General features: G+C 43.7%; 25 protein-coding genes. 11 read left to right on the top strand and 14 right to left on the bottom strand.

Annotated features, from left to right (window positions below; all coding sequences use genetic code 11):
- Positions 1-28: 28 nt before the first annotated feature.
- Positions 29-445, bottom strand: a complete 417-nt coding sequence (locus tag ACK8P5_RS03180) for a pyridoxamine 5'-phosphate oxidase family protein (RefSeq protein ID WP_422659552.1) — start codon at positions 443-445, stop codon at positions 29-31.
- Between the two features lie 219 nt (positions 446-664).
- Here ACK8P5_RS03180 and ACK8P5_RS03175 point away from each other — a divergent pair, with 219 nt between their 5' ends.
- The 6 genes from ACK8P5_RS03175 (at position 665) to ACK8P5_RS03150 (ending at position 5,228) form a co-directional block, all read left to right on the top strand.
- Entirely contained in the window at positions 665-1,048 is a 384-nt protein-coding gene (locus ACK8P5_RS03175) for a VOC family protein (protein ID WP_422659551.1), read from the top strand.
- A 365-nt stretch (positions 1,049-1,413) separates the two neighbouring features.
- The gene (locus ACK8P5_RS03170) at positions 1,414-2,442 is read left to right on the top strand and encodes an ABC transporter substrate-binding protein (protein ID WP_422659550.1); all 1,029 of its coding nucleotides are present in this window, start codon (positions 1,414-1,416) and stop codon (positions 2,440-2,442) included.
- 63 nt (positions 2,443-2,505) lie between these two features.
- Positions 2,506-2,799: an MTH1187 family thiamine-binding protein gene (locus tag ACK8P5_RS03165; RefSeq protein WP_422659549.1), complete on the top strand. Its 294-nt coding sequence runs from the start codon at positions 2,506-2,508 to the stop codon at positions 2,797-2,799.
- Positions 2,796-3,557 carry an ABC transporter permease gene (locus ACK8P5_RS03160; RefSeq protein WP_422659548.1) on the top strand — a complete coding sequence of 254 codons (762 nt, stop codon included), beginning with the start codon at positions 2,796-2,798 and terminating at the stop codon, positions 3,555-3,557. The genes ACK8P5_RS03165 and ACK8P5_RS03160 overlap by 4 nt, the downstream gene beginning before the upstream one ends.
- Before the next feature lie 31 nt (positions 3,558-3,588).
- A complete protein-coding gene (locus tag ACK8P5_RS03155; RefSeq protein ID WP_422659547.1) occupies positions 3,589-4,419 on the top strand; it encodes an ABC transporter ATP-binding protein in 831 nt (276 codons plus the stop codon).
- Positions 4,416-5,228 (top strand): TatD family hydrolase, encoded by an 813-nt coding sequence (locus tag ACK8P5_RS03150; RefSeq protein WP_422659546.1) that lies wholly within the window; start codon positions 4,416-4,418, stop codon positions 5,226-5,228. Before ACK8P5_RS03155 ends, ACK8P5_RS03150 begins: the two co-directional genes overlap by 4 nt.
- An 84-nt stretch (positions 5,229-5,312) precedes the next feature.
- Here the strand turns inward: ACK8P5_RS03150 and ACK8P5_RS03145 are convergent, their stop codons facing one another.
- Positions 5,313-6,083 (bottom strand): exodeoxyribonuclease III, encoded by a 771-nt coding sequence (locus ACK8P5_RS03145; protein WP_422659545.1) that lies wholly within the window; start codon positions 6,081-6,083, stop codon positions 5,313-5,315.
- Between the two features lie 221 nt (positions 6,084-6,304).
- Here ACK8P5_RS03145 and ACK8P5_RS03140 point away from each other — a divergent pair, with 221 nt between their 5' ends.
- On the top strand, positions 6,305-6,457 hold the full coding sequence (locus tag ACK8P5_RS03140) for a hypothetical protein (RefSeq protein WP_422659544.1): 153 nt from the start codon (positions 6,305-6,307) through the stop codon (positions 6,455-6,457).
- An 80-nt stretch (positions 6,458-6,537) separates the two neighbouring features.
- Here ACK8P5_RS03140 and nfsA read toward each other — a convergent pair whose 3' ends face one another.
- Together nfsA and copZ are read right to left on the bottom strand one after the other, a co-directional pair.
- Positions 6,538-7,257, bottom strand: coding sequence for an oxygen-insensitive NADPH nitroreductase (gene nfsA, locus ACK8P5_RS03135; RefSeq protein WP_422661353.1), 720 nt, complete (start codon positions 7,255-7,257; stop codon positions 6,538-6,540).
- Positions 7,258-7,416: 159 nt separating this feature from the next.
- A complete protein-coding gene (gene copZ, locus ACK8P5_RS03130; RefSeq protein ID WP_422659543.1) occupies positions 7,417-7,617 on the bottom strand; it encodes a copper chaperone CopZ in 201 nt (66 codons plus the stop codon).
- Between the two features lie 428 nt (positions 7,618-8,045).
- Here copZ and ACK8P5_RS03125 point away from each other — a divergent pair, with 428 nt between their 5' ends.
- From ACK8P5_RS03125 to ACK8P5_RS03110, 4 genes are all read left to right on the top strand, one after another.
- Entirely contained in the window at positions 8,046-8,648 is a 603-nt protein-coding gene (locus ACK8P5_RS03125) for a DUF5317 domain-containing protein (protein WP_422659542.1), read from the top strand.
- 260 nt (positions 8,649-8,908) lie between these two features.
- The gene (locus tag ACK8P5_RS03120) at positions 8,909-10,762 is read left to right on the top strand and encodes a bifunctional diguanylate cyclase/phosphohydrolase (protein WP_422659541.1); all 1,854 of its coding nucleotides are present in this window, start codon (positions 8,909-8,911) and stop codon (positions 10,760-10,762) included.
- 73 nt (positions 10,763-10,835) lie between these two features.
- Positions 10,836-11,066, top strand: coding sequence for a hypothetical protein (locus tag ACK8P5_RS03115; RefSeq protein ID WP_422659540.1), 231 nt, complete (start codon positions 10,836-10,838; stop codon positions 11,064-11,066).
- 182 nt (positions 11,067-11,248) lie between these two features.
- Positions 11,249-12,355, top strand: a complete 1,107-nt coding sequence (locus ACK8P5_RS03110; RefSeq protein WP_422659539.1) for an ArnT family glycosyltransferase — start codon at positions 11,249-11,251, stop codon at positions 12,353-12,355.
- An 82-nt stretch (positions 12,356-12,437) separates the two neighbouring features.
- Here the strand turns inward: ACK8P5_RS03110 and ACK8P5_RS03105 are convergent, their stop codons facing one another.
- The 10 genes from ACK8P5_RS03105 to ACK8P5_RS03060 all read right to left on the bottom strand — a co-directional run bounded on the left by ACK8P5_RS03105 (position 12,438) and on the right by ACK8P5_RS03060 (position 26,033).
- Positions 12,438-13,673, bottom strand: a complete 1,236-nt coding sequence (locus ACK8P5_RS03105) for a family 16 glycosylhydrolase (protein WP_422659538.1) — start codon at positions 13,671-13,673, stop codon at positions 12,438-12,440.
- Between the two features lie 47 nt (positions 13,674-13,720).
- A complete protein-coding gene (locus tag ACK8P5_RS03100; RefSeq protein WP_422659537.1) occupies positions 13,721-15,124 on the bottom strand; it encodes an ABC transporter substrate-binding protein in 1,404 nt (467 codons plus the stop codon).
- A 233-nt stretch (positions 15,125-15,357) separates the two neighbouring features.
- A complete protein-coding gene (locus tag ACK8P5_RS03095) occupies positions 15,358-16,242 on the bottom strand; it encodes an AraC family transcriptional regulator (protein WP_422659536.1) in 885 nt (294 codons plus the stop codon).
- Positions 16,243-16,327: 85 nt separating this feature from the next.
- Positions 16,328-17,761, bottom strand: coding sequence for an ABC transporter substrate-binding protein (locus ACK8P5_RS03090; RefSeq protein WP_422659535.1), 1,434 nt, complete (start codon positions 17,759-17,761; stop codon positions 16,328-16,330).
- A gap of 47 nt (positions 17,762-17,808) precedes the next feature.
- Positions 17,809-19,230: an ABC transporter substrate-binding protein gene (locus ACK8P5_RS03085; RefSeq protein ID WP_422659534.1), complete on the bottom strand. Its 1,422-nt coding sequence runs from the start codon at positions 19,228-19,230 to the stop codon at positions 17,809-17,811.
- A gap of 201 nt (positions 19,231-19,431) precedes the next feature.
- Entirely contained in the window at positions 19,432-19,575 is a 144-nt protein-coding gene (locus tag ACK8P5_RS03080; RefSeq protein WP_422659533.1) for a hypothetical protein, read from the bottom strand.
- Positions 19,576-19,651: 76 nt separating this feature from the next.
- On the bottom strand, positions 19,652-20,614 hold the full coding sequence (locus ACK8P5_RS03075; RefSeq protein ID WP_422659532.1) for a carbohydrate ABC transporter permease: 963 nt from the start codon (positions 20,612-20,614) through the stop codon (positions 19,652-19,654).
- Positions 20,615-20,633: 19 nt separating this feature from the next.
- A complete protein-coding gene (locus ACK8P5_RS03070) occupies positions 20,634-21,503 on the bottom strand; it encodes a carbohydrate ABC transporter permease (protein WP_422659531.1) in 870 nt (289 codons plus the stop codon).
- A gap of 1 nt (position 21,504) precedes the next feature.
- Complete coding sequence (locus ACK8P5_RS03065) at positions 21,505-23,922, bottom strand: DUF5696 domain-containing protein (protein ID WP_422661352.1); 2,418 nt, start codon at positions 23,920-23,922, stop codon at positions 21,505-21,507.
- The gene (locus tag ACK8P5_RS03060; protein WP_422659530.1) at positions 23,922-26,033 is read right to left on the bottom strand and encodes a YIP1 family protein; all 2,112 of its coding nucleotides are present in this window, start codon (positions 26,031-26,033) and stop codon (positions 23,922-23,924) included. The genes ACK8P5_RS03065 and ACK8P5_RS03060 overlap by 1 nt, the downstream gene beginning before the upstream one ends.
- Position 26,034 lies beyond the last annotated feature (1 nt).

Genomic DNA, 26,034 nt, shown 5'->3' with positions numbered 1-26,034 from the left:
TCCGGATCTTCATAAGTTTACTCCAACTCTATTTCTCCCATACTTCTCGCTGCTGACCTGGCGCAGTATATTCAATTCGATATGGTTCGATATCAAGCACCACATAATCCGGATCGTCCGGACCTTCAAGCCATTCTTTAAAGTCATCGTTCCATACTTTTTGACGAAGTTCGTCATTCTTAGTGATGGATGCCATTCCTTGAATTTCGAGAACTTCTTTCGTTCCGCCAGCCTCAAATCCAGCAAGCAGGAATACATGGGGATTATTCTCAAGTTCTTCAACCTTATGCGTCTTGCGGTCTGTAGCCAAGTACAGACTTAGACCCTCATGAAACAAAGCCATATATCTTGCTTTTGGCTTGTCTCCTTCAATTGTAGCAAACGTACAGAATTTGTTCTCATCCAGTGCTTTTGTGATTTTTTGCTCCAGTTGTGATTTATCCATTTCTCCTGCTCCTCTCTAGTTCTATAGGTTGTATTCATAGTGTACCCGCCTCACCAAATCTGAACCTTTTTTAGAGCAAAAAAAGAAATGGCTTACCGTGTATCCCCATAGAAGAGGTACTTCAAAATAACCCTATGCCAGCTCTACTTGACAGCTAAGTAATACATGCTATGATGCTGTTAATTTTATTAACTTTCATATATAAGGGGTGCTTGGTAAATGACACGTAGAAGACTGGATCATGTAGGGATTGTAGTGCGGGATATGGAGAAGACTCTTGCCTTTTATACCGAAGTTGTCGGTCTGGAACTCAAAGGACGATTGACACATACGAATGGTGTCATTGAGCTAGCTTTTCTAGGTTTCCACGGCCAAGATGAGACAGAGGTTGAGCTTGTACAAGGATACAGCGATTCCCTTCCTGCCGAAGGGACAGTGCATCATTTTGCCATAAGCACAGACAATATTGAGGAAGAATATGAAAGGGTTAAAGCGTTAGATCTTCCATATCTAGACGAAGAAATTGTTACGTTGCCAAATGGACACCGTTACTTCTTTATCCATGGCCCTGAAGGGGAAAATATTGAGTTCTTCCAGCGCTAATCGCTAAGCTTGCTTCTCTGGACATATTTTCAAACCAAGACTATAATACACGTAGTTGAGCATGTTGCATCATGTAAATTGCTCAGTTAAATTATACCGAACAACTTCATAGAACCGGGGTGCTGGAATTGGCCGGCTGAGATTGTATCCCTTAAAGATACTGACCGTTATACCTGATCTGGGTAATGCCAGCGTAGGAATGTGGATGAAGCGTATTATATACGCTAACAACTTTTTGCGCTCGTCATACGTCCCGATTATTCGGGACGTTTTTTTTATACGATTAGGATGAATGAGGTGTTGCTGTCACGTAAGGATGGCCGCTGCCTATACTTCATGAAGCTACTGTTCAGAAGGAGAGAGAAATGGTGAGGAATAGGAAATGGATGGCCTTGATCATGATCTGTGCTGTACTACTTATGGCTGCCGGATGCGGTAATCAGGAGAAACCGAACAACGAGGAAGCTAAAGGAACGGATAAGCCCAAAGAACTTCGTGAGGTTCAGCTGATGCTCGATTGGTCAGCTAATACGAACCATACTGGGTTGTTCGCAGCCAGAGACCTTGGATATTATGAAGAGGAAGGCCTAGATGTCAAGATTGTACAGCCTGGTGCTGGGGGCAGCGATGCCCTGGTTGCTTCAGGTAAAGCCGACTTTGGTGTCAGCTATCAGGAAGGTGTTACTCTTGCTCGGACGCAAGGTGTGCCACTCGTATCCATTGCTGCTGTGATTCAGCACAATACATCCGGATTTGCAGCCCCAGTGGACCGCAATATTAAGAAAGCAGCTGACTTTGAAGGTAAAGCTTACGGAGGATGGGGTTCTCCTGTTGAAGAAGCTGTGATGAAATCCATTATGGAGCAGGATAACGCAGACGTTAATAAGGTAAAAATAATCAATATGGGCGATGCCGATTATTTCACAGCCGTGAAACGAGACATCGATTTTGCATGGATTTTCTACGCATGGACTGGGATTGAAGCTAAGCTTCGTGGCGACGACCTTGATATGATCTATGTTAAGGATTACTCGGAAGCACTGGATTACTATACACCTGTACTCGTTACGAATGAGAAAATGATCAAAGAAGACCCCGAACTCGTTAAAGCATTCATGCGGGCCACAGCCAAAGGTTATGACTACGCTATTAAGCAACCTGAGGAAGCTGCGGCCCTTCTCTCCAAGGCTGTGCCAGAACTGGATAAAGAGCTGGTGCTAGAAAGCCAGAAATGGCTGAGCCCACGTTATCAGGATGATGCTGCACGCTGGGGAGAACAGAAAGAAAGCGTCTGGAAAGGCTATGCTGATTGGATGTTTGAACGTAAGCTGCTAGATAAAGAACTCGAGGTTAACAGCGCGTTTACGAATGAGTTTTTGCCAGAGCTTCCGTAGGCGAAGCGATATCTATGAAATCTGAAGTCATTTGACTTGAAATATGAAAGGATGAAACCAATCATGGCAAGCACACTACTCAGTATTCAAGTTATTCCGAAGACACCTGATGGCCGGGACACCATTCCTTATGTCGATGAAGCCATCCGGGTCATTCAGGAGTCGGGCGTCAAATATCAGGTAAATGCACTGGAGACCACACTAGAAGGAGAATTGCCCGATCTGCTCAAGATTGTGAATGACATGCATGAGGCGCTCTTTAAGGCTGGTTGCCCAGGTGTTATATCCCAGGTGAAAATAGCGCAATACCCCACTGGAATCAGCATGGACAAGCTGACTGAAAAATACCGTCCATGACAAGCTGGTGGAATCGTCTATGGCCGCCCATTGTGGCGGTTCTTCTCTTTTTGATAGGCTGGCAGCTGGCTGTATCCTGGTTTCATATCGAAGAATGGATTCTGCCACCACCTTCGAACATTGCGAAAGAAGCGGTCGCCAGTGCCGAAGGATTACTTGGACATACGGTCGCCACACTTCAGCTGACGATGATCGGATTCGTGATCGGAACAACCGTAGGACTTGTCATTGCGCTGACATTACATTTAATCCCGTGGCTAAAAATCGCTCTCTACCCGCTTCTGGTCATCAGTCAAAATGTGCCCACCATTGCGCTGGCACCTCTTCTGATGATCTGGTTCGGATTTGGAATTCTGCCCAAAGTCATTGTCATTACACTTGTCTGCTTCTTTCCCGTCGCGGTCGCTGCCATGGATGGTCTAGCAAGGACTGATCGGACCATGCTCAACTATATGCAGATGGCAGGTGCTAGCAAGTGGCAAACCTTCAGTAAACTGGAGCTTCCTCACGCCCTCCCTTCCATCTTCTCCGGTGTAAGGATTGCAGCAACGTATTCTGTCATGGGTGCCGTGATTGGAGAATGGATCGGCTCTGAAAAGGGCATCGGCTATTTCATGCTCCTGCAAAAATCCGCTTATCGTACGGACCGAGTATTTGTCGCTATTTTTATTATTGTCCTATTAAGTTTACTTATGGTTGCACTCATTACTTTGCTGGAGAGACGACTGATTCGCTGGAGTCCACAGCAGGATAAATAACAGTCTATTTACAACAAGGGAGGTGTTCTGGATGACAACCGTACAGAACCCTGAACATCCTATAAATCATCATGGCCAATTGAATTCATCGTCCGCTCCTCCAGCTCTGGAAGCGCGCAGTATCTATAAAACTTTCCGTGAACGCAAGCAGGAGATTCAGGTGCTGGATGGTCTTTCACTTGCTGTTCAGCCTGGACAATTCGTCTCCATCATCGGGCCGTCAGGCAGCGGAAAGAGTACGTTATTTCATATTATTGGCGGACTGACTGCCCCTGATGCGGGTAGCATCTGGATGAATGGCGCAGATGTAACCGGGCAAAAAGGTCGCATTGCCTATATGCCTCAGCAGCCTGCCCTCTTTCCATGGCGAACTGTTCTAGACAATGTTCTTCTCCCTAGGGAGCTGGCGGGTATGGATAAGGAGCACACAATCCAAGAGGCTCGCCGCTGGATTGAGCGGGCGGGTCTTTCCGAGTTCGAGCAAGCTTATCCCCATACGCTATCTGGGGGGATGCAGCAAAGAACTGCATTCCTTCGAGCGATGATGAGCCCGCATGAAGTCATGTGTCTGGATGAGCCGTTCAGTGCGCTAGATGCGCTGACACGCAGTGATATGCAGCACTGGCTTCTTGATATATGGGAAGAAAACCGCCGCTCTGTTCTGATGATTACGCATCATATTGAAGAAGCACTGCTTCTATCCGATACGGTGTATGTATTGTCGAGCCGTCCTGCACAAGTATTACAAAAAATCGATGTTCCCTTCCCTCGACCAAGGCGTGAGAACATCCTATCCGATCCAGCCTTTCTTGAGATGAAAGGTGCGATTTCGTCGATGATGCGGGAGGAACTAAAGAAATGACATACGATGACCTTTCGCCCTTAATTGATGCCCATATTCATCTGGATACGTATCCAGAAGATCAGCAGCTTACTATACTCAAGGATTTGCAAAATAGCGGCTTAGAGACGGTCATATCTGTATCCATGAATTTGGAGTCTTCCCATCGAAACCTAGAGCTAGCTCGCCGATATCATGAACTTGTACAGCCTGCGTTCGGCTTCCATCCCGAACAGCCTGCTCCATCTATAGATGAAATTCAGGCCCTGTTCTCTTTCATGGAGGACCATGTGAATGACATGATTGCCGTGGGTGAGGTCGGACTTCCGTACTACTCTAGGATTGAAGCGTTAGCTGCCGGTGAAGCGTGGGACAATCGTCCTTACGAGGATTTGCTGGAGCAGTTTATTATGTTCGCCAAACAACATCACAAGCCAATCGTCTTACATGCTGTTTACGAAGACGCCGATATCGCCTGTGACTTATTGGAGAAGCACGGTGTTACGTCCGCACACTTCCATTGGTTCAAGGGTTCCCCTGAAACGACCAGCCGAATGGCGAATGCAGGATACTTCATCTCCTTCACCCCGGATATTCTATATGAACCCGAGATTCGTGCTCTTGCACAGAAATATCCGATAACTCAGGTCATGACGGAAACCGATGGGCCTTGGCCATTCGAAGGTCCTTTTGAAGGTCGAGTCACACATCCCCGCATGACAGCAGATGTAGCGGCAGCTTGGGCTGATATTCAGGGGATAGACCTGAGAAAGGCTCGGCAGATGTTGTACGATAATGCTCGGAGATTTTATGGTTTAAGTACGCATTAATTATTGTGAAATGCAATCATTATACAGAAAAAAGGCGCCCCTCCTATGGATTATAGAGGGGCGCTTTTGAACGTCTATTTTTAATTAGTTCACTATAGGAATATCTCTTAATGTTAGCGAAATCGGGCAATGATCACTACCCATCACATGGCAATCGATTGCCGCATCAACGAGCTTCTCTTCCAGCTGTGATGACATGAGGAAATAATCGATACGCCACCCAATGTTTCGCTCTCTCACCTTTGCCATATACGACCACCAGCTGTAGACGTCTGTGCGGTCTGGATACAGGTGACGAAAGGTATCTATAAATCCGGCTGCCAGCAAGTCTGTCATCTTACCACGCTCTTCGAGTGTAAAGCCGGAGTTCCCCATGTTGGATTTTGGATTCTTCAAATCGATCTCAGCATGAGCGACATTAAGGTCCCCAGTGACCACTACAGGTTTAAGGTTGTCCAGCTTTTGCAAATAATTGCGAAACCGCTCCTCCCACTCCAGTCTATAATCCAGTCGGCTAAGATCGCGCTTCGCATTCGGCGTATACACATTCACTAGATAAAAATCTTCAAATTCCAGGGTGATTGTCCGGCCCTCCGGCTCGCTGTTCTCCTCAATCCCGTACCAAACCGACAGTGGAGCGATTCTAGTGAATACAGCTGTACCAGAATAGCCCTTCTTGATTGCATAGTTCCAGTATTGTTGGTATTCGGAGCCTAGATCCAGTTCAATCTGCCCTTCCTGGAGCTTTGTTTCTTGAACACAAAATATATCAGCATCTGCTTGTTTAAAATAATCCATGAATCCTTTTGTGACACAAGCTCGTAAGCCGTTAACATTCCAAGATACCAGCTTCAATGTCTTCCCCCCATTCCAATCTCTATCTATGAATTGATGTTCTATGATTCTACAAGTCTACTATATTAACACGCGTTTCCCAAGGCAGACAATCGCTTATGCTTCGGTCCTTCCAGTACATGAATATTAAGCCAAGCACCGGAACAATCTAAACGTTGGCCGGAATACTGCGGCTAAAACGAGTCCCGGACATAATTCAGCATTCCAAGGAGGTTCCACACATGACAGGAAGAAACAACAAACCGAAGAACGACGGACCATCCAGCAGCCCAGATCGGCTTGATCAATACGGAGATAAGCTGGCCTCCCATAACGAGGAGGAATTCACTTCCGCCGTCGAGATCGCTGAAGAGCACTGCAGAGACGAGGAATAACCGGAAGAGCGTGTAACGAATAACAGCACATCCATTTGGATGTGCTGTTATTTTGAAGAAACAATTACCGCCCTGTGCTTCTAACGCTTCATAAATCCCTTGCCCTGCAAGAAATCCTTCATATGAAGTCGGACTGGTTCTGCTAAACGTTTAGACATAAATTGCGACCAAGCTGCAGCTGGCTTATCGCCGCTTCGTACACGCATGTATTCAGTATATACCTTGTCGTAGTTAGCAGCCGCCTCTAGCGTCTGCTTTACGTTGTAGGTTCCCTTGTGTAGGACGCCGCTTCGTGGCAAACGTGGGCGAATACCTGGCTCTTGATCAGGATATCCGACACACATGCCGAACAGTGGATACACGAGATCCGGCAATTTTAGCTGATCTGCAAATTCAGCAATCTGGTTCCGTACGCCGCCGATATAGACAATTCCTAGTCCCATCGATTCAGCAGCTATAGCTGCATTTTGCGCAGCCAGTGCCGCATCAACGGTTGCCACGATGAAATTCTCAGTCGAATCCACATACGATGGCTGTTCTTCCATATGCACCTCACTTACTTGTTTCAGACGATATAAATCTGCGCACCACACGAGAAACACCGAGCATTCTTCAATATATGCCTGATTGCCCGCAAGAGCCGATAATGCCCGCTTCTGATCCGGGTCACTGACGGCGATAACACTATATGCCTGAACGTTACTTGAGGTGGAAGCCATCTGTCCTGCCTCAATAATCGTATTTAGTTGTTCTTCTGTAACCTGCTGATTGGTATATTTACGAATCGACCGATGATTCATAAGTAAAGATATCGTTTCATTCTTAGTTTCATTCACTTGGATCATCACTCCTAGTTTCGTTTATATACTTATTCCCCTTAAACCTTCATTCATCCATTATACAACAAGAAACCCGCAAGACTCTTATGAGCCTGACGGGTGTCGATATGAATGATTCAATTATACGACATCGTATCCCTGTTCTTCGATTGTTTCCTTGATCTGATCCACAGTTACCTTAGATTCGTCATATTCCACCGTCACGGTGTTTGCCGCCAGGTTTACTTTGCCGCTCATACCCGCCTCTTTCAGCGCGCCTTCTACCGAGTTAACACAATGGTTGCATGACATGCCTTCAACGTTCAGTGTGATTTCTTTCATCGTAATTCCTCCTTAGCTCATTTACCGATGTTTCACCGGGTTATCTACATCCACTCACTAAGGTTAACCTTAGTGATGTGATCCATTACGTAAATGAAGGAAAATTCCTTCTCTTACGGTTAGTACCCTGTAGCTACTTTCATTAATCACTGCACTCATTATACTATACCCCCCATGGCTATGTAAAGTGATGAATAAACACACTTCGCTTCATTGTTAGGCGCAATATGTCTTTTTCCTCTACTATATATAGTGTGCCCAAACCATTTTTTGATATGTTAAGACATATTTAAAAATATTTATCTCTTATCTTATAAAAAAAGATGTTATCTCGCTTTTTTCGCTGGTATAATAATCTATAAATGTCGAGATAGACCAATATAATGATCCATTACACAAATTATAGTCACATGAAAGAAGGAAACCCCATGGTTTTTGACGGTATTATCATAGGATTGATTGTTGGATTTCTTCGAGGAGGCATCCGTAACGGGCTATTGAAGTTCAGCCAGATCAAACTAAAGGGCGGCCTTATCTTCCCACTACTACTAATCATCCAATTCGCTATTTTCCGTTTCCAAGATAACAATCAGGCACTTGCATCTGCAAGTAATTACGCCTTTATACTCATCTATATTATCGGAATGATCTTTCTGTGGATGAACCGTAATCAAAAAGGGTTTACCCTCGTTCTACTTGGAGTATTCCTTAACTTCTTAGTCATGGCTGCAAATGGAGGGCGAATGCCTGTTTCACTTCAAGCTGCATCTGTGCTTGATCCCTATTATGTGGACATGCTCAAGAGCAGTGCCGTAATCTCAAAACACTTCTTGATGGATGCTTCAACCAATCTTCCTTTTCTAGGTGATATCATTCCGTTGTCTCCTCCATATCCCAGAACGCAAGCGATCAGCATTGGAGATATTGTGATGAATTTTGGCATCTTCTTGTACATCGTTCATTTAATGACACCTAGCAAAAATCCATCTGATGCTAAACGCTCTAATCTTGGTGAACCTCAAAATTCATAATATATTCGAGTTCACGATTTCTCGAAAGGAGGGGATTAAACATGAAAAAGACAGATAAAATTAAGTATTCCCGTATTGTTATTAATGCTATTATCGTAGCTTCGGTCGTAGTTGCTTTGACTTCCGGTTACAAGATTGGATAATAATGCAAAAGACAGGCTGATATCAGCCTGTTTTTTTATTTATCACATTGTATTGCCAAGGTTTATATCATAAAATATGGAGACATCATCAATGTATGCCAAGGAGAAGTAGTGTCTATGTCAAAACTCAGTTTCTCTCATATTAGCAAGCTTAAATCGAGCCATCTGCTAGCTATTTTTATCACCTTAGTGGGCGTCTCTGTGTTTTTGTATAACCATCATTGGGATTTTGTTAATTATTCAATGATGGATTGGATATGGATTTATGCTATGCTCGGAGCTTGCTTATTACTTGAATATTATACATTTCAGCTACCTCCTGAAGGCAATAAGCAATCTATGGATTCATCCGTATATTTAGCTTCTCTGTTTGTCTATGGTACCTCTTTCACTTTATCTATTCTACTGCTCAGCTCTATTATCTCAGCAGTATATGAGAGACGAGTTTCATGGTGGAAACACCTTGTAAACTTCTCCATTTATTCCATGATGATCACAGGCTCTGCATTCATTTTTGAAACACTAGGTGGCCATGAAGGACCTATTGAAAATGCGAATATCTTAGCTTACGTCATTACACTAACCGTATATTTTGCGATCAATGTAGGACTAGTTGGTTTCTATTACTACTTATTATATAAAGGATCTCTCATCGAGATACTTAATGGCTTTCTTAAAGATACTTTACTCGTTTATCTCAGTACGCTCATTCTTTCTTTGGTTCTGTCTATTTTAATCATGTATAACGGAATTTTTGGACTAGCATTATTTATAGGTCTCAGCACCATGCTCTCTTACTCATTTAAGCAACTGTTTACCATGTACAACGAAATTCAGGAGAAAGCGATTAAAGATCAGCGAACCGGCTTATTCAATCACAGCTATTTCGAGAACTTACTCGATGCCGAAATGAAGAAATCAAAAACTTCGGGAACTGCTCTCTCACTAGCTATGATCGATATCGACGACTTTAAAAAATACAACGATCAGTTCGGTCACCTGAAAGGAGACTTACTACTCGGGTTTCTAGGTGACTTCCTGAAGAATGAATGTGAACCGGCTGAGGTCACCGCTTCTCGTTTTGGTGGAGAAGAGTTTACGATTCTTATGCCTGGTTTCGACGAGAACAAAGCTCAGCATTTCATGAATCGTCTCCGTAAGAAGCTGAACGATAGCTATTTTGAAGGCGTTGAAATCTTCCCTGCTGGCTGTCTGTCTTTCTCTGCTGGAATTGCCAGTTATCGAGATGACATCCATGATAAAGCACAGATGGTCGATCTCGCTGATCAGGCGCTCTATTATGCCAAGAAGCAAGGCAAGAACACCGTGCACATCTATGGAAGTGGCTCGTCAAAAGAATATGAAATCGATTTCGCAGAAGATGTACGTGATATAGAGCAGCAGCTAAAGCTATTCCTCTATAAAGATGTCGATACCTTTAAGCATTCGAAACGTGTATTCCGCTATGCGGTAGAAATGAGTGAAGTGCTCCAGTTAGAAAGTACGGAGCGAAGAACTTTTGTGCTTGGTGCGCTCATTCATGACATCGGAAAGCTTGAAATACCTTGGGGAATCTTGAATAAGAAAGATAAACTTACGCCAGATGAATGGGAAACGGTCAAACGTCATGTAAGTTGGGGTAAACGAATTGCCGAAACGAATGAGAAATTCAAAGAACTTGTGCCCTATATTGAACTTCATCACGAGCGGTATGACGGTGGTGGATATCCACATGGCTTCAAGGGTACTCAAATACCGAAACTGTGCCGAATGCTCACGGTTATTGATTCCTTTGACGCAATGACCACGGAAAGACCCTATCAGAATACGAAAACTTACGAAGAAGGAATTGCTGAGCTTAGAAGATGTTCAGGAACCCAATTCGATCCCGAACTTGTAGAAATCTTCATCCGTTATATGGAACAGCGTATTCGGGAACAGCAGCAACCAGCAGCTGGATTCGAGTCATAAGCTGATCTCAAGATGTTTGATGCTTCCTAAAAAAAGGTATAAATAAAGTATCAATCAAAATGAGGTGAGATTAATGGCCGACAAAAAGAAGGACCTTCCGCTACACAATGGACCCGGAAACACAGATCACCCTGAACAGTATCCTACAGAAGAGGAAAGTCTGTTCGATCGATTTGAGAGCGAGAAGCATGTCGACCCCATCCCCATGGAAGATCTGAATTTAGAGAAGCAGGAAGAGAAACGCCGGGACGGGACGTCTAAAAACCGCTCATCCACGGATTCGAAATATCATAGCGGTTTCTAACGACATACCGTATGGATGTCCGATATGAGACTCCGTTGACAACGGAGTCTTTTTATTTGATCTGGATTTCTTTAATATATAGGGAGAATCCGGTTCATAAATAATGAGATGAATTGGAAGCACTTAGAGATATCACATAGAGTGGAGTGGACAATTTGTTTTCCATTTGGTCCCTGAGTCGAATGAATCGAAAACTGCTGCTTGCGATTATTGCTGGAGTTTTCCTCATGTCGTGTCTGTTGATTATTGGAGGCGGAAAGAACGGGCCTCAAGGCGCCATTATTGAAATGGAGCAAAAATATCTAACGAGTGCCTCCATGATTGGTCAACTAGACCATGAGGGCGCTTCTTCTGTAGTTATGCCCGGCGTACCGCTCATGATAGCCGGACTAACCAAACTGTTCGGAGATGATGGACATGCGCTCACGGCCTATCGTTTGATTCAATGCCTGTTTCATGCTTTCTCTGTCTATCTGGTATTTGTTCTGTGTAGATATATGTTCAATACCTCGACGGCATTATTAGCCTGTACCATCTATGCCCTTTACTGGCCTGCATATGGCGTGGTCCGGTTGATCCTGCCGGATACTACGATGCAGACCCTGATGCTCATGCTCGTATGTGCAGTGATTGGTGCCCTTGAATTCAAACAAGCAGGATGGTATACCGCTGCTGGTATTCTTACTGCTTTTGTGGCCTATTTCAATCTACAGGCTCTACTGTACCCCGTTCTCTTTATCGTCCTGTGGCGGGTATATCGTAGTCCATGGAGAGTCATTATTGGAGGAACACTGCTGATTACACTCGGATATCTCTTGGTCTTGTCACCATGGTGGCTCAGTATCCCCCTGTTCGAGAAGCTGATGTATCTTCCTGGCCCGTGGAATATTGCCCCGCTCTGGTTAGAGGCACGCTTTATCGAAGGTAATCCCATTATTCATCTATACAGAAGTATATTCGGTGGAGTTTCAACGAAGTATGCTGGTCGGTTCGATCAGGAGGAAGCTCGGCGTGTAGTCCAATCAGCTTTAGATTTAGTACGGCTAACGCTACTGTACGCAGGTGTCGGTGGCCTCGTGTGGTCTGTATGGAAATACCGTCTAAAGCGACAGCTCCCTGTACTGCTTACACTGCTGTATTTCATCACAGCTGACTGGCTTGTCCCAAGTCTTGATGGTACTGGCTTTCCCTATGGAGTCTTTCTCTTAATGTTCACTGCATTTATTGCTGATAAAGCTGTGATCTATGCGCATAAATCGAGCTTACATCGCTCTTCACGGCAGCGGTAATAGATATGTTAAGCATCCTAAACGAACAGGCCGCTCAAGGGTATAAACCCTTGAGCGGCCTGTTTACTTTTAACGAGAAATGCTACCTCTTGCTATCTAAATAAACGGCGATATCCTGAATGAGATATGCTCCTGTCACCTTTTCCCCATTAAATGCGCGAATAACCAGGCGAACGGACTTGGCTTGCTGGACTTGATCCAGCTTAACTTCGAATGTTTCGGCCTCATCCTCACGGTTACCCCATTCAACTAACCCTGACTCTCCAACTTTACACCAATCGTTCATACCGTCTAATGATACTTCAATGTCCCACTGTGTGGGTCCCTGATTCAAACCAGCTCGTGTCGTTAAAGTTATCGTATCAAATATATGTGGCTGCATCCAATCCAGATAGATATAGTGAGGCAATGCCTCCCCTGGCTTACTTATTAATGCGGTATTCGGATCACCGTCATTAATATAACAAATATGCGATTGAGCGTTGTATAGATCTCCCCATGTAATGTCATTACCTACACCACTAAGAGCATAGCGAGCAAGATTGCCTTCCGTACCCTCCAGCGGAATGAGCTCCATAGGCATACCTTCACGCTTATACACTCTTAAATAATCAACGAGGAACTCCTTCGGGTAAGGAATGGAGCGATCCAGTTCACCAATCCATCCCCCATCCCCATCATTAATCTGAAGCAAGGTAACCATCGGATAATCCGGTGACTGATCAATTTCCCAGTATAACTCATGATCCAGATAAAATTTCATGCCGGATTCATCCCATTCAAAGCCATACACGTGAAAATCTTCAGATAAATCCACATCTGTACGATACGGGATATGCGCATATTTCAATTTCGTATCCCGTAACGCATGGAGTGTCGTATTCAGTAGATGCGTATCTTTTCCTAGCATTTCAAAAATATCAATTTCTGCATTCTGCTCCTTCTCATTCTCAAACCCAATCATCCACCAAGCTGAATTCAGTCCACTTCCTTTCGCTACCTTCGCACGCACTTCGAAATAACCATACTTCGTCACCAAATTCATGAAGGCACGATCATGATGGTTAAGCCCTAAATCATCACCGTACCGGTGCAATCCATCTCGCATCCCTGTAACAATAGCCGACACACGCTGATGCTCATCAGGCAGCTGTAGAACGATACAGCTATTACGGAATTGATATGTGGCCTCTGCCTCCTCTAAAGTCTTCCAGTGTGACAACCCATACGGTGAGAATTTGGTCTGATCAAGCTCTGGACCCTCAAATTCTTCGTTAAAAACGAGAGTCCAGCCTTCCTTATGCATCCACTCTGTCATAATCTCCTCGCTCCTATTCCGTATATTCACGTCAGCCCGTGATGCGTTTACTGTTGGTTCTTAGCGTCCTTAATCTTGATCGCAGATTCTTCTTCAAGTACTCGAATAAACTCTGGAATATTCATATCTGAAGTCGCAAACTTCTTCATGGCTTCATTCAGATCAACATATTTGTCCCATACACTGGCTCTAGCAGCAGGAAGTGCGAACTCATTTTGAAACATGGCCATAACATTCTTACCTTGATGATCGGGATTATCTGCACCGAATTGCTTGCGGATTTCAACATCCGAGGTAGCTGGGATTGTACCCTTCCGTGTTGCTTTTGTTTGATTCTCTATTGAAATAATCGCTTGCAGTACTTGAAGTGCTGCTTCCTTGTGCTCGCTATATGGGTTAATTACGGTAGGTGCCGTATGAACTGCTGGTGCGGTTTGCGGAATGTCTGACCATGAAGGAATCGGGAGGATGTCCATGTCCTTCTTGAATTCAGCTCTTTCCTCCGGTGTCTCTCCGCCGAACCAAGTTAGAAAACCGTGCCAGTTAATCTCCATAGCCGCTGTTTTTTGTATAAATTTATCCGGTTCATCAGGGTTGTAAATCCCCGGAATACTATAAATCTTCTTCATCAGCTCCATATACTTAGTGAATTCCGGATTCTTAGACAGAAGTACTTCTCCTGTACCCGGGTCTGTTAAGGTGGTAGATAACTGTAACAGCGCGGCATCTACTGTATCTGGTCCGAACTCCAAACCGATATACTGATTCCCATCACGGGTCCCTGTCATTTTCTTAGCAAGCTCAATCACTTCATCCCAAGTCATGTTATCTGTTGGATAAGGAACCCCGAATAGATCAAACACCTCTTTATTGTAGAAGAAACCATATATCCCCCCATTACCTGTCAATCCGATTAGTCGTCCCTCTGGGTCTTGTGAGCGAATCAGGGCAAGAAACGAAGGGTCAACGGTGCTTAGGTCAATCCCATACTCCTTCACCATGTCATCCAGTGGCTGTACCATATCCAGATTAAGTAATACGTCGACCCCGAGGTTAGGTGTTAATAAGTCAACTATCGTCCCACTGCTGTTGATCTCTTGGATCCCTTCAGCAGTCCCATTCCAATCTACATATTCGAATGTAATATGCGGTACGAGTTCCTTCATATCTTTAGCAAAATTGTTCATGAAGTTCTCCTCGCCCCATTGAGTGGCTACTTTTAACGTAACCGGTTCATTGGTGAACTTCTTTACTTCTACAGGTTCCGGCTCCTCCCCTGATTGTTCTTCTTGCTGTTCTGCGTTCTCCCCTGTCTCTGTCGATTCTGTTGTCACTGGTGAATCACTTGCTCCATCACCGCTTTCGCTAGAAGAACATGCCCCGAGCACAAACATAAACAGAAAACACATGATAATAAGTAGACTCAGACTTTTAGCATTTCTTCGTTTCATACATACCCCTCCTATAATCACATTACCAAATTCAAAAAAACCAATCAGAAAAGAATGATTTCAGGATATACAACATCCATTCCGTCCTGATTCCTTGCCATTAGCAAGCTCATTCTAAATCTAGATCCCTAGCTGAGAAAGCGCTTTCTAACCTATTCTTAATTCATAGTTTACTCGCCTAGCCATGGGAAGTATTTAGCCCAGAGTAACACTTTTATAACAAAAATAACCCCCTACTCTTCTAGGGGGGAGACAATATCTAGAGACGATATCAGTGTTGCATTGAACTGACTAAGGCTGATTCCCATCCGTTTTTTGAACATGCGACTAAAAGAGTGTAGCTCACTATATCCAACCTGATTGGCAATCTCGCTAATCGAGAGATCCGTTTCATGAGCAAGCTGCTTCGCCTTCTCGATCCGGATCGTAGCAAGATAATCCGACGGTGTCATCCCATAACACTTGCGAAATTGTCGTATAATATAGTTTCTGCTGAGACCTGTCATCTCGCTAAGTGTATCTAAACGAATTGTTGTATTGTAGTTTTCTTTAATGTAATTACATATCTTCACCATTTTCGCATTAATCTTGGTTGTTGGTTTCTCCGGACCTTCTACAGCGTTGCTATCCGAAAGTTCATATAGTATTTGCAGTAGTAACCCTTGTGCAAGCATATTGCTTGTTAATGTCTGCTGCTGGGTGGCCTGGATTAAAGTGATGAGTTTACCTAATAACATTCCCTCGGAATCATGCCCTCTCATATAATCCCGCCCACGGAGTATTGAATCGATTGGAGACTTGGATAGGCCAAAATGAAATGAAATAGTAATCCCTACATAGGGATTGTGCTTAGATGGCTGTAATGAACGCACAGCATGCGGTCTGATGATGTAAATATCTCCTTTTTCAACTGGAAACTTCACACCGTTAATCATGTTATCTGCTACCCCATCGACTCCATATAAAAGCTGGTATTGGCTAATTTCCTGCGGGATCATAAACCAGCCTGTCGGGGGTTTATACATATGAGCCAGCGTAATATAAGGTGGATAATAGAACTGATCCTGCAAGAGCGGAATGGTTTCCTCAGGGCTTAACACGGGAAGCTTATCATACATAACCAATTTCCCCCTCCTGTCATATATTAAGAACCTGAGGCTAAGCCTCAGGTTCTTAACCCAATGATATGCAACGGGTACGATCCTAGCCCGCTTGTTCTACTTTAAGTTTCTCTTCCTTAATTTTAATCTCTAATTCTTCTTCTACTTTACGCAAAAACTCTGCAATATTCATATCTGAATTTGCAAACTCCGGTAACTTCTCTACGATGAAATCCTCAGCCATTTTTTGATATTCCGATTTTCTTCCCTCTAAGACTCTTGCATTCTCAGGGAAATATGCCTTTACATTCTGACCTTCATACACCTGTTGTTTCTCACTACCGAATGTTTCGATCGCCTCAGGACTTTTTAAGACGGTCGGGAATCCATTGGCAGAGAAATACGTCTGCATATCCTCGGATACCTCTTCTTTCATCCATTGGAATGCTGCATCCTTATTCTCACTGTATTTATTTAAGATGAACATATGCGCTTGGGTTGGTGGTGTGAACATATCTTCTCCTCCCCAGATTGGAACGAGAACGGCGTTCGTGTTGGCCCGTACCTCCTCAGGAATTCCCCATTCCATATATGTTGGCCAAGATACTAACATCGCAGCTGTACCATTAGCAAAAAAGCTTGCCTGCTTCTCTGGATCACGTTCATATAAGCCTGGGATGCTGTAGAACTTCTTCATCAGCTCAAAGTACTTCGTGACTGCTGGCTCCTTCGTAAGAATGACCTCATCCGTTTCAGGATCTACAAAATTCGAAGTAAGCGCCTTCAGAGGTGCTAGTGTATCGTTAGTCACACTATTCTTATGCCCTATGGACAGACCGCGATATTGTATTCCGTTTCGTTCTCCAGTCAGCTTCTTCGCAAGGTCAATCGTTTCATCCCATGTCATATGATCTGTTGGGTAAGGTACTCCAAACATATCAAAAATTTCTTTGTTATAAAATAGTGTGAATGTATCCGCAAATGTAGGAACCCCGATTACAGAGCCTTTCTCATCATATGAGCGAAGTAAGGACATGACCGATGGATCAATCAGACTTGTATCCATCTCATATATTTTCATATAATCATCTATTGGTTCGATCATGCCAAGCTCCTGTAAGCCGGACACCCCCACTGATGTATAGATGATATCAGGAACAACACCACTAGCATTTAATTCTTGCAGCGCTACAGAATCCGCACTACCTTGAATCCAATTCACCGTTATGTTCTTTCCTTCTGCCTTGAGCTTGTCTTCGATCGGCTTCATCAAGACAGAGGTCAGATCAGCACCCCATTCATGTTGAATCGTTATCGTTGTCTCTTGGCTGAAGTCCGTAACCGCTTTACTCGCCCAGTCCACTTCTTCTTCTACAGTACCTTCCACTTCTTCCGTTCCCTCTGATTGTCTTTCAGTGACAGTCTCTGGTTCTGTCTCTCCCGAACCACTACCACTACCACTACCACTACAGCCTGAGAGTACTGTTGTTAGCAAGAGTATTAAAGTAATGATTAAAAATATTGATTTTCTCTTCATGTGAATCCCCTTTATCATCTAGTTTCCTTTCACTTATAACGGAAGCTCTACTTCTCTACTTTCAGCCTCTCTTCCTTGATCTTAATCGTTAATTCCTCTTCTGCCTTACGCAAAAACTCTGCGATATTCATATCTGACAAAGCAAATTCGTTTAACTTACTGACCAGAAAATTCTCAGCCATACGTTGATATTTAGATTGTCTGCCTTCCAAAATTCTTGCATTCTGAGGGAAGTACGATTTTACATTTTGGCCTGCATACACATCTTGTTTTTCGCTACCGAAGGCTTCGATCACTTCAGGACTTCTTAGTACCGTTGGTTGCCCACCGATGGCGAAGTGCATCTGGATATCTTCCGCTACAAATTCCTTCATCCATTGGAAAGCGGCATCTTTCTGCTCACCGTACTTATTCAGAATAAACATATGTGCCTGAGTTGGTGGTGTGAACTTATCTTCGCCTCCCCAAATCGGAAGAAGGACCGAATTCGTATTTGCCCGAACGTTCTCAGGGATTCCCCATCCTAGGAATGTCGGCCAAGACACGAGCATGGCAGCTGTCCCGCTGACATAGAAGCTATCTTGTTTCTCCTTATCACGTTCAAACATTCCTGGGATACTGTAAACCTTTTTCATCAGCTCAAAATATCTGGTTATGCCTGGGTCCTTCGTAAACAGCACCTCATCCGTTTCAGGGTCCACGAATTTAGAAGTAAGTTCTTTCAGAGGCGCAAGAGAATCATCCGTTGTGCTGTTCCCGTAACCAATTTCAAGACCACGATACTGTACTCCGTTTCTCTCACCGGTTAGCTTCTTAGCTAACTCAATCGTCTCATCCCACGTCATATGATCTGTTGGGTAAGGCACCCCGAACATATCAAAAATCTCTTTATTGTAGAAGAGAGTATACGTATCCGCAAACGTAGGTACACCAATCATGGAACCTTTATCATCATAGGATCGAATTAAAGATATGACCGATGGATCAATCTGGCTTGTGTCCATTTCATATATCTTCATATAATCATCAATCGGTTCAATCATATCCAGTTCTTCTAAGGCTGCCGTTCCAACGGATGTATAAATAATATCTGGCACGACACCACTAGCGTTTATTTCTTGTAATGTATTGGAATCAGGTATGCCTCCAATCCAGTTCACTTTGATATTCTTACCTTCTGCTTGGAGCTTATCTTCAATAGGCTTCATGAACGTATTATTCGACTCGGGCCCCCACACATGCAGAATTGTTAGAGTTGTTTCTTCACTAAAATCGGTAACTGCTTTACTCGTCCAGTCGATTTCTTCTTCCTGTGTAGCTTCTTCGTTGTCCCCAGCTGGCTCTGTTGTAGCTTCAACTTCCGGATCCTTCGTTACCGGATCATCGCTTCCGCCCCCAGTGCATCCTGAAAGTAATGTTGTTAGCATAAATACAAAAGTAATGAATAGAAAGATGGACCTTTTCTTCATTTTATTATCCTCCTGTATTACCTCAATTTTTCATACAGATTCCTTCAAACCTGTACATTATGGCACTATCAACAAAGTACACTGGAGCGCTAGGTACAGATTTTATTAGAGGTAAATTAGCCAGGAAGCTTGCACCTAATTTATTAGCTATGTTAAATATTCAGGTACTTAAATACGATTGTTTCTAACTCGGACAAAGACTTAACTATTTTCTTTCTTCTGCTTCTCTTCCTTGATCTTAATCGTCAACTCCTCTTCTAGTTTTCTGACTGACCAGTAACAGAACACTACATTTATATATCCTTTGCAACAACCTTCCCCTCTTGTCTTAAACTTTCCCTTCATAGATTACATGAGTGGGCAATCTACTCTAGGCCCACTCACGCTTCATTATGTGTTACCTCTTAAATAGTTTTCGTTTCTACTCAACCAAACCAGTACGCTCAACACTTTCAACGAAGTATCGCTGTGCAACTAAATACAGAACTAACGGAGGTAAAATAACCAGGAAGCTCGCCCCCATCTTAATCGGCTCTGCCAAATATTCAGGCAACCCCCCATTCGATATGAATGTTGTTAACTGACTGTCGATAAAGGACATCTTAAGTGCAAGCGGCATATCACCGCTTGAACCAAGGAACATCCTAGGATAGTACGTATCATTCCAAGTCCAAACGAACGAGAACAACAGGACAACAAGAATCGCTGGTCTTGCCAGAGGAAACATGACTCGCATGTAAAATCTAATTGCACTTGCACCATCGATTCGAGCCGCTTCTTCCAGTGCTTTGGGCTGCGTAGAGAAGAATTGACGGAAGATGATAACAAACAATGCACCTTTAACTCCAAACCCAAAGATAGAAGGCAGAATTAATGTTAATAAATGACCGTTCAGTCCGAGCTTGGTATACACCATAATCGTAGGCAAAATAACAACTTGCGGCGGAATAATGAATGCCAAGAAGACAAGGAATAGAATCGTCTTCTTGAATGGGACATCCAGCCTCGCTAGTGCATAGCCTGCTAACCCGCACGAAATACAGTGTAGTACAGCGGTTGAAATCGCTATCAGTAGACTGATGGAAAGTGACTTGGGATAATCCAGCAGCTTCCATGCTTCAACCACATGACCGAGGTAAACCGATGATGGAATCCATGTAACCGTTGGGTCTATTAAATCTTTAGCACTCATGACCATTTTTACAAGCATTTTTAATATCGGGTTCATGTACACATAGGAGGTTACGATGAATATTCCGTACAAGACTAATTTAAATAACAGCCCTTGATTCATCTCTCGTCCTAGAATGGTGTACTTCACTTGTCGCAATCCACGTTTCGTCGTGACCTTCTGTTTCACACGCGTCGCTAAGTCAACCTTCATGTTCTGCCTCCCTTCCGCATTAACGATTTGCTCCGGTATGTTTCCGGTTAATTCTGCTGTAGATGAGAATGACAATTCCCAAGAAGATAAGAATAATAGCGAAGTAAATCCATGCTAGTGCACTGTTAAATCCGTAGTTCCCCGTATTGATTAAGCTAATAACAGGATTGGAAGGGAACGTGAACATATCGACAACAGTATAAATTAGGTTCAGCAGGATGAACGGTGACATGGCTGGAAGTGTGATTTTCCAAAATACTTCCCACGGCGAAGCGCCATCGATACGAGCTGATTCATAGGCCGAAGTCGAAATGGTCTGAAGCCCTGCAATAAAGAGCAAAATTTGCACCCCGGAATACCACAATACGAGGACAAACTGATTCAATACGGTCTTTACAGGTTTCGCCCAAGAACTATCTCCCAGGAACATATCCATGTAACCACCAATATTAAAACGTTCAAGGAAGCCTAAGTTTCCTTCCCCTTGATTAATAAAGGACATCAGGACAGCACCTGTAGAGAAGATGACTGGCAAGAAGAAGATCGCACGGAACAGGAATCGACCAGGTAGCTTCTGGTTAAGCATGATGGAGATCATCAAGGCAAAGATAACGATAACCGGGATCATGATCACGACTTCTTGAAAATATGGGATCAATTTATCGTAAAAGTCCGAGCTATTAAACAGGATTTCACGATAATATTTAACACCAACGAAGTCATACACGATTTTCTTCGGTAATATTTTGACCGTGTGAAAGCTCATAAAGAGTGAGAAGACTAGCGGAAACCCTAGAAAAGCGATAAAGCCAATCAGCCATGGTGCGATAAATAATGCCCCTTCAAGCTTACGTGATCTTTTTGCAGACAGTATTCGCCTAGGGGCCATATTACGCACCTCCTTTGCTTACGATATAATCTTTTGCTTTTACAACCAGGTTGCCTACACGAACCTCTTTATTGTTATAGTTCACAACAACTTGCTTACCATTACTGTAAGTTGTCTCGAATACGCCGCCTACAATTTCACGATGTCCTGTAATGAACTCGTTCTGTACATCCCCAAGCGCCTCTTCGTACTTCTGATACTGGGACACGATCTCATCAATCCAGTCCTTATAGTTCGTACTGTAGAACTCATGCAGAGAAAGAGATTTCAATAGCTCCTGTGAAGAAGCATTCGTTACGACAAATGAAGGAACCGCACCATATTCAATCCCTTTCAAGAAATTGTCCGCGTAATCATCGCTTAGATTCGCATACTCGAATGAGTATGTTGTAAGACCATGCAGCGCAATTTGAGCAAATGGTACAACACGATCCACGAACAAATCATAGGAGAAATTAGAGGCCATGTTGTCCATATGGCTAATGTATGGATAGGTGTAGGAATTTCCTCTAAATCCGTTGACACTGCCGAAGGTTTCTTTTGCCTTTGCGTACAAAGCGCTCTGAATTTCTTTTGACTCTAATCTTGATGTTAGATAATTCTCATTAAAGTCCGTATTCAAGAACGTTCCAATTCCTTGGCCGAATAAATAGCCATTAATGCCTAACGACTTCGCTTCTTCCAGATCTCCTTCGATAACCCCTTTCATGAACTGCGGACTGACAAATGTCTTACTTCTGCTATCCCAGTTCATCGATTCAATGACCGAAGACGCTAGATCACGTAGACCATCTCTATTCTTACGGAATCCATCTTTCCCGCCTCTATTGTACGTATAGGAAGAGGCATCAAGATAAACGCTATAGCCCTTTGAATGAGCAAAATTGGTAAACTTCTTCATCCCTTCGTTACCACCAAGTTTATCGGGTACAGGGAAGTCACCACCAAATTTACTGTATCCATCGTTTTGCCATCCAAGATAAGTGATATCCATATGATCTACACCAAGTGCAGACAACTCTTGGACAATCCCTTCGGCCTCTTTGGTCGTTGTTAAAGGCAGGTAGGAATCCCACAGAAATCCATCTTCCGTATCTCCACCGAGCAGATGCAGCTGAAGCCTCAGCTTTGCTTGATCGCCTTCTAACGGTTTCATTGCCGACTCCTTCATCAACAATTCCCGATAGCGTTCAGCAAGTGTTACATAACTGATCTCCTCGCTTTTCTCCTCAATCATGTAATAGCGAGTCGCACGATCCGTCTTCGTAATTTCCTTGCTATACGTCAAGTATCCGTTCTGCTTCTTCGTATCTGTCGGTTGAAAGAACTTGAACCGATATTGATATTCCGGTGCAACCCAGTTAAATTGACTGAATGATCCTGAAGGTGCTGCAACCACATTCGCGTATTCCTCACCTTCCGTGATGACGCCCAGCACCGCTTGCTTATTCGACTTAATCCCGAATACGGGCATCGTAATGGGATTACGATCTGACATGGTATTACGGTTACTGTATGCCCAGTCGTCACCGTAGACACGTTCCGTATAAAGGTTCTGTGTCCCTGCACGACGTTCTCTGAAATCAATTAATGCTCCCGGGCCGTCTGGAATGTATAAGAAGCCATCTTCATCATTCGAGGTCTGTGCACCCAGGAAAGGGAATAACCGAATGGATGCAAGGCGAGCCATTGGATCTTTTTTCGGCTTAGGTGCCTTAACTTCTTTCCCGTTCTTATCCACGGTCGTTGCCGCTGGTTCTTCCTTCGGAATGACCTTCTCATCCACCAGACCTTCAGCTAATACTTTTGTTTCCACAAAGTCCTCGCTAAGCTTTACTTCTATGGGAATGATGAAGCCCAAGTCCGGCATTTCATACACTACTTTAAAGCCCTGATCGATTGCTTCAAATTGGCTGATTACACCCTTTTGTGCATAAAGGTTCGTCTCCTTCAGCAAATCTTTACGCAGATTAAACTCCACATAGCGGAACATGAACGGGGAGGCAAGATGCAGCTTCCATGCATCTGTATTCAGCTTATCCTGAAAGTCTTTGGGATTCGGAAATGATCGCCATACCTCGCCAGTTGCTTTGCTCGTAACGGTAAAGTGACCTGAAGCTTTATCTACTCTGAGCAATAACTTTCCATTCTCCGCTATCTGCTCGAATTGAGTCTCATCGGGTAGCTTCCCACTCGATTTCGCAGGTGCTGCAGCCTTCGTCTGTGTTGCGGTCTGCGTTTCCACCTTGGTCTCACTCTGAGCTGCGGATTCCGTTGCTGTCTTAGATTCGGTCTGCGTTTCAGGCTGCTTCTTATCCGCTGAATCGGATTTAGCAAAGATGAAACTGCCGAGCGTCGACGCGGATAAGACGCAGATCGCAGCTACCATTAATAGTTTTTTGGAGCGGAATAAGCGCATCACATCGACACCTCCTGATAGATCGTGTAAACGAAGTTACCAAATTCGGATGTAAGTCCGATTAAGATGAATACCAGCACCCACATGATGGTCATCGTGATGACCGTAAGTGTAATGTTCAGTACCGTCTCACCAACGCCATAGTTCTGCAGCGCTTGAATATTCCAGAAGAATAGTAGCCCACTCCACAAGAGCATACCTACCTCAATGGAGCTGTAAATAGATGCTTCACTTAGTGTGAAAATGTTCGAAATAAGCGCAAGTGGAATCCCGAACAACACGACTGGGAATAAGGAATAACAGCTTCCGACGAATACATCCTTGAACCGCGCCTCACCTTGCTTAATGGAACCTACGAGATAATTACATATCACCCATGAGAACCATACGGCTAAGAAGATCGTCAGCATATAGGTTGACCCTTTGGCATAGACCGGAACCGGATTATAGGTAAAGCTCGTATAGAATGATTTCACGAGTAACATAATTACCGTTAAGATCAGAATAATGAAGGCGCTAATATAGCCACCCCTATTCAGGTATCTCAAATCTCCAAAACCATCAATCGGATGTTTCAAAATGTAGAATACATGCTTTAATTGCTGGAACCAGGTTCGCTTATTTAGCTTCTTCGCTTCGGGCATGATTCGGAAATTCAGTCTTTTCTTCAGCTTTAAATACAACCAAAGCAAGAGCCCCGCAATAATAGCACCATTCGCCAAAGTCGAGAAGTTCTTCTGGAACCACTGCAACCGGATTTGCCAGAATGAATCAGAATACCCCTCACCATCCCCTGCAAGCTTAAACAAGTCTCTAGCACGTTCGTACTCACCGCGTGAATATGCTGCTTCCGCGATTCCCTTATATGCCGGGGAGAAGTGAGCATTCAACTTCAGAACTTTGTCCCAATATTGCTCCCCTTCAGCATACTTACCTTCCTGCATCAAGCGATACGCTTCATGAACCGTAGCTCCAAATTCAGTCGGTTCATAGACTTGAATGAGGTTCAGCGCCTCATCCAGAATATAAAGGCGTTTATTCGAATTCGTCTCTACGGCAACAGGAGCTGCGGTTAAACCAACCAACGAATTCCCTAGCGCAGAGCGTCCCGACCAGTAGAACAACATGGTTCCGTTAGCATCATACTGAGAAACAATGTTACGCGACTTATCAATGATCGTTACGTTCCCATTTTGATCTAAAGATACATCGGTAAGCTGCTTTTCGATCTTCTCATCGGTTTCTACAGTAGCTAACGAAAACAATCGATCATTGAATGACATTTTTTTCCATATATTCTCGCCGCGAATGTTCAACTTCTTTACTTGCTCTGTCTTGGAACCGGATACCGTATAAATAAAGCCTTGTTGATCAATATCGATATTTCGGATGGTTACAGGCAATAGTCGTACTTGACGACTTAATTGCTCTTTCGAGTAAAACTGTCTTCGAATAACGTCCATGACCGTGACTTCTGTTTTATTCGTTCCGAAGAACTGATCGAACTTCCCTTCGGGCGTAAACTGGATAATCCCGTGATAACTCCCTTTGGATACGACATATATAAAACCGCGTTTATCAATCACCATATTCGTCGGTTCATATACGAAAGATTCATTAATGAATCTTGATTCAGGCCGTCCAATTTCTTTCAGTAATTTCGCGTTCTTATCCAGATGTACAACCCGCTTATTTCCTGTATCGGCGATGAAAATATCACCATTATCTGTTACAAACACACCTTGTGGTTGATTTAACGGGCTCTCTGGTACGGTGATGGCTCGAATAAATTCACCATCTTCACTCAGATGAACAATCCGATTATTGTCCGTATCCGCAATATAAATATCATCGTTGTCCGCTATGAATAAGTCCTGAGGTCGTTGCAGTGATGAATATTCAACCTCACCTTTATCATTGACTATTGGAATTTCCTGCGCTATAACGCCGACTGGAGAATAAGCAGATTGAGTCATAATCGTACGCCCATAACTATCCTCTGTGAACGTACGATAAGGAACATCAGCACTCGCTTTCATCGGGAATCCAGTCAAGGCAATCAAGCAGACTAGCCAAAGCACATATTTCGATTTGCTTTGATTGTTGTGCATG

It is taken from the genome of Paenibacillus sp. EC2-1, assembly GCF_049311625.1.
In the GTDB taxonomy this organism is placed as follows: domain Bacteria; phylum Bacillota; class Bacilli; order Paenibacillales; family Paenibacillaceae; genus Paenibacillus_AQ.
Note: the sequence above shows the minus strand (reverse complement) of the source record. Positions and strands in the feature narration are given on the sequence as shown.

Bases quoted from the DNA above. Each gene is read 5' to 3' on its own strand.
- ACK8P5_RS03180 (WP_422659552.1), bottom strand. From the start codon at position 445: ATGGATAAATCACAACTGGAGCAAAAAATCACAAAAGCACTGGATGAG.
- ACK8P5_RS03175 (WP_422659551.1), top strand. From the start codon at position 665: ATGACACGTAGAAGACTGGATCATGTAGGGATTGTAGTGCGGGATATG.
- ACK8P5_RS03170 (WP_422659550.1), top strand. From the start codon at position 1,414: ATGGTGAGGAATAGGAAATGGATGGCCTTGATCATGATCTGTGCTGTA.
- ACK8P5_RS03165 (WP_422659549.1), top strand. From the start codon at position 2,506: ATGGCAAGCACACTACTCAGTATTCAAGTTATTCCGAAGACACCTGAT.
- ACK8P5_RS03160 (WP_422659548.1), top strand. From the start codon at position 2,796: ATGACAAGCTGGTGGAATCGTCTATGGCCGCCCATTGTGGCGGTTCTT.
- ACK8P5_RS03155 (WP_422659547.1), top strand. From the start codon at position 3,589: ATGACAACCGTACAGAACCCTGAACATCCTATAAATCATCATGGCCAA.
- ACK8P5_RS03150 (WP_422659546.1), top strand. From the start codon at position 4,416: ATGACATACGATGACCTTTCGCCCTTAATTGATGCCCATATTCATCTG.
- ACK8P5_RS03140 (WP_422659544.1), top strand. From the start codon at position 6,305: ATGACAGGAAGAAACAACAAACCGAAGAACGACGGACCATCCAGCAGC.
- nfsA (WP_422661353.1), bottom strand. From the start codon at position 7,257: ATGAATCATCGGTCGATTCGTAAATATACCAATCAGCAGGTTACAGAA.
- copZ (WP_422659543.1), bottom strand. From the start codon at position 7,617: ATGAAAGAAATCACACTGAACGTTGAAGGCATGTCATGCAACCATTGT.
- ACK8P5_RS03125 (WP_422659542.1), top strand. From the start codon at position 8,046: ATGGTTTTTGACGGTATTATCATAGGATTGATTGTTGGATTTCTTCGA.
- ACK8P5_RS03120 (WP_422659541.1), top strand. From the start codon at position 8,909: ATGTCAAAACTCAGTTTCTCTCATATTAGCAAGCTTAAATCGAGCCAT.
- ACK8P5_RS03115 (WP_422659540.1), top strand. From the start codon at position 10,836: ATGGCCGACAAAAAGAAGGACCTTCCGCTACACAATGGACCCGGAAAC.
- ACK8P5_RS03110 (WP_422659539.1), top strand. From the start codon at position 11,249: ATGAATCGAAAACTGCTGCTTGCGATTATTGCTGGAGTTTTCCTCATG.
- ACK8P5_RS03105 (WP_422659538.1), bottom strand. From the start codon at position 13,673: ATGACAGAGTGGATGCATAAGGAAGGCTGGACTCTCGTTTTTAACGAA.
- ACK8P5_RS03100 (WP_422659537.1), bottom strand. From the start codon at position 15,124: ATGAAACGAAGAAATGCTAAAAGTCTGAGTCTACTTATTATCATGTGT.
- ACK8P5_RS03095 (WP_422659536.1), bottom strand. From the start codon at position 16,242: ATGTATGATAAGCTTCCCGTGTTAAGCCCTGAGGAAACCATTCCGCTC.
- ACK8P5_RS03090 (WP_422659535.1), bottom strand. From the start codon at position 17,761: ATGAAGAGAAAATCAATATTTTTAATCATTACTTTAATACTCTTGCTA.
- ACK8P5_RS03085 (WP_422659534.1), bottom strand. From the start codon at position 19,230: ATGAAGAAAAGGTCCATCTTTCTATTCATTACTTTTGTATTTATGCTA.
- ACK8P5_RS03080 (WP_422659533.1), bottom strand. From the start codon at position 19,575: ATGAAGGGAAAGTTTAAGACAAGAGGGGAAGGTTGTTGCAAAGGATAT.
- ACK8P5_RS03075 (WP_422659532.1), bottom strand. From the start codon at position 20,614: ATGAAGGTTGACTTAGCGACGCGTGTGAAACAGAAGGTCACGACGAAA.
- ACK8P5_RS03070 (WP_422659531.1), bottom strand. From the start codon at position 21,503: ATGGCCCCTAGGCGAATACTGTCTGCAAAAAGATCACGTAAGCTTGAA.
- ACK8P5_RS03065 (WP_422661352.1), bottom strand. From the start codon at position 23,922: ATGCGCTTATTCCGCTCCAAAAAACTATTAATGGTAGCTGCGATCTGC.
- ACK8P5_RS03060 (WP_422659530.1), bottom strand. From the start codon at position 26,033: ATGCACAACAATCAAAGCAAATCGAAATATGTGCTTTGGCTAGTCTGC.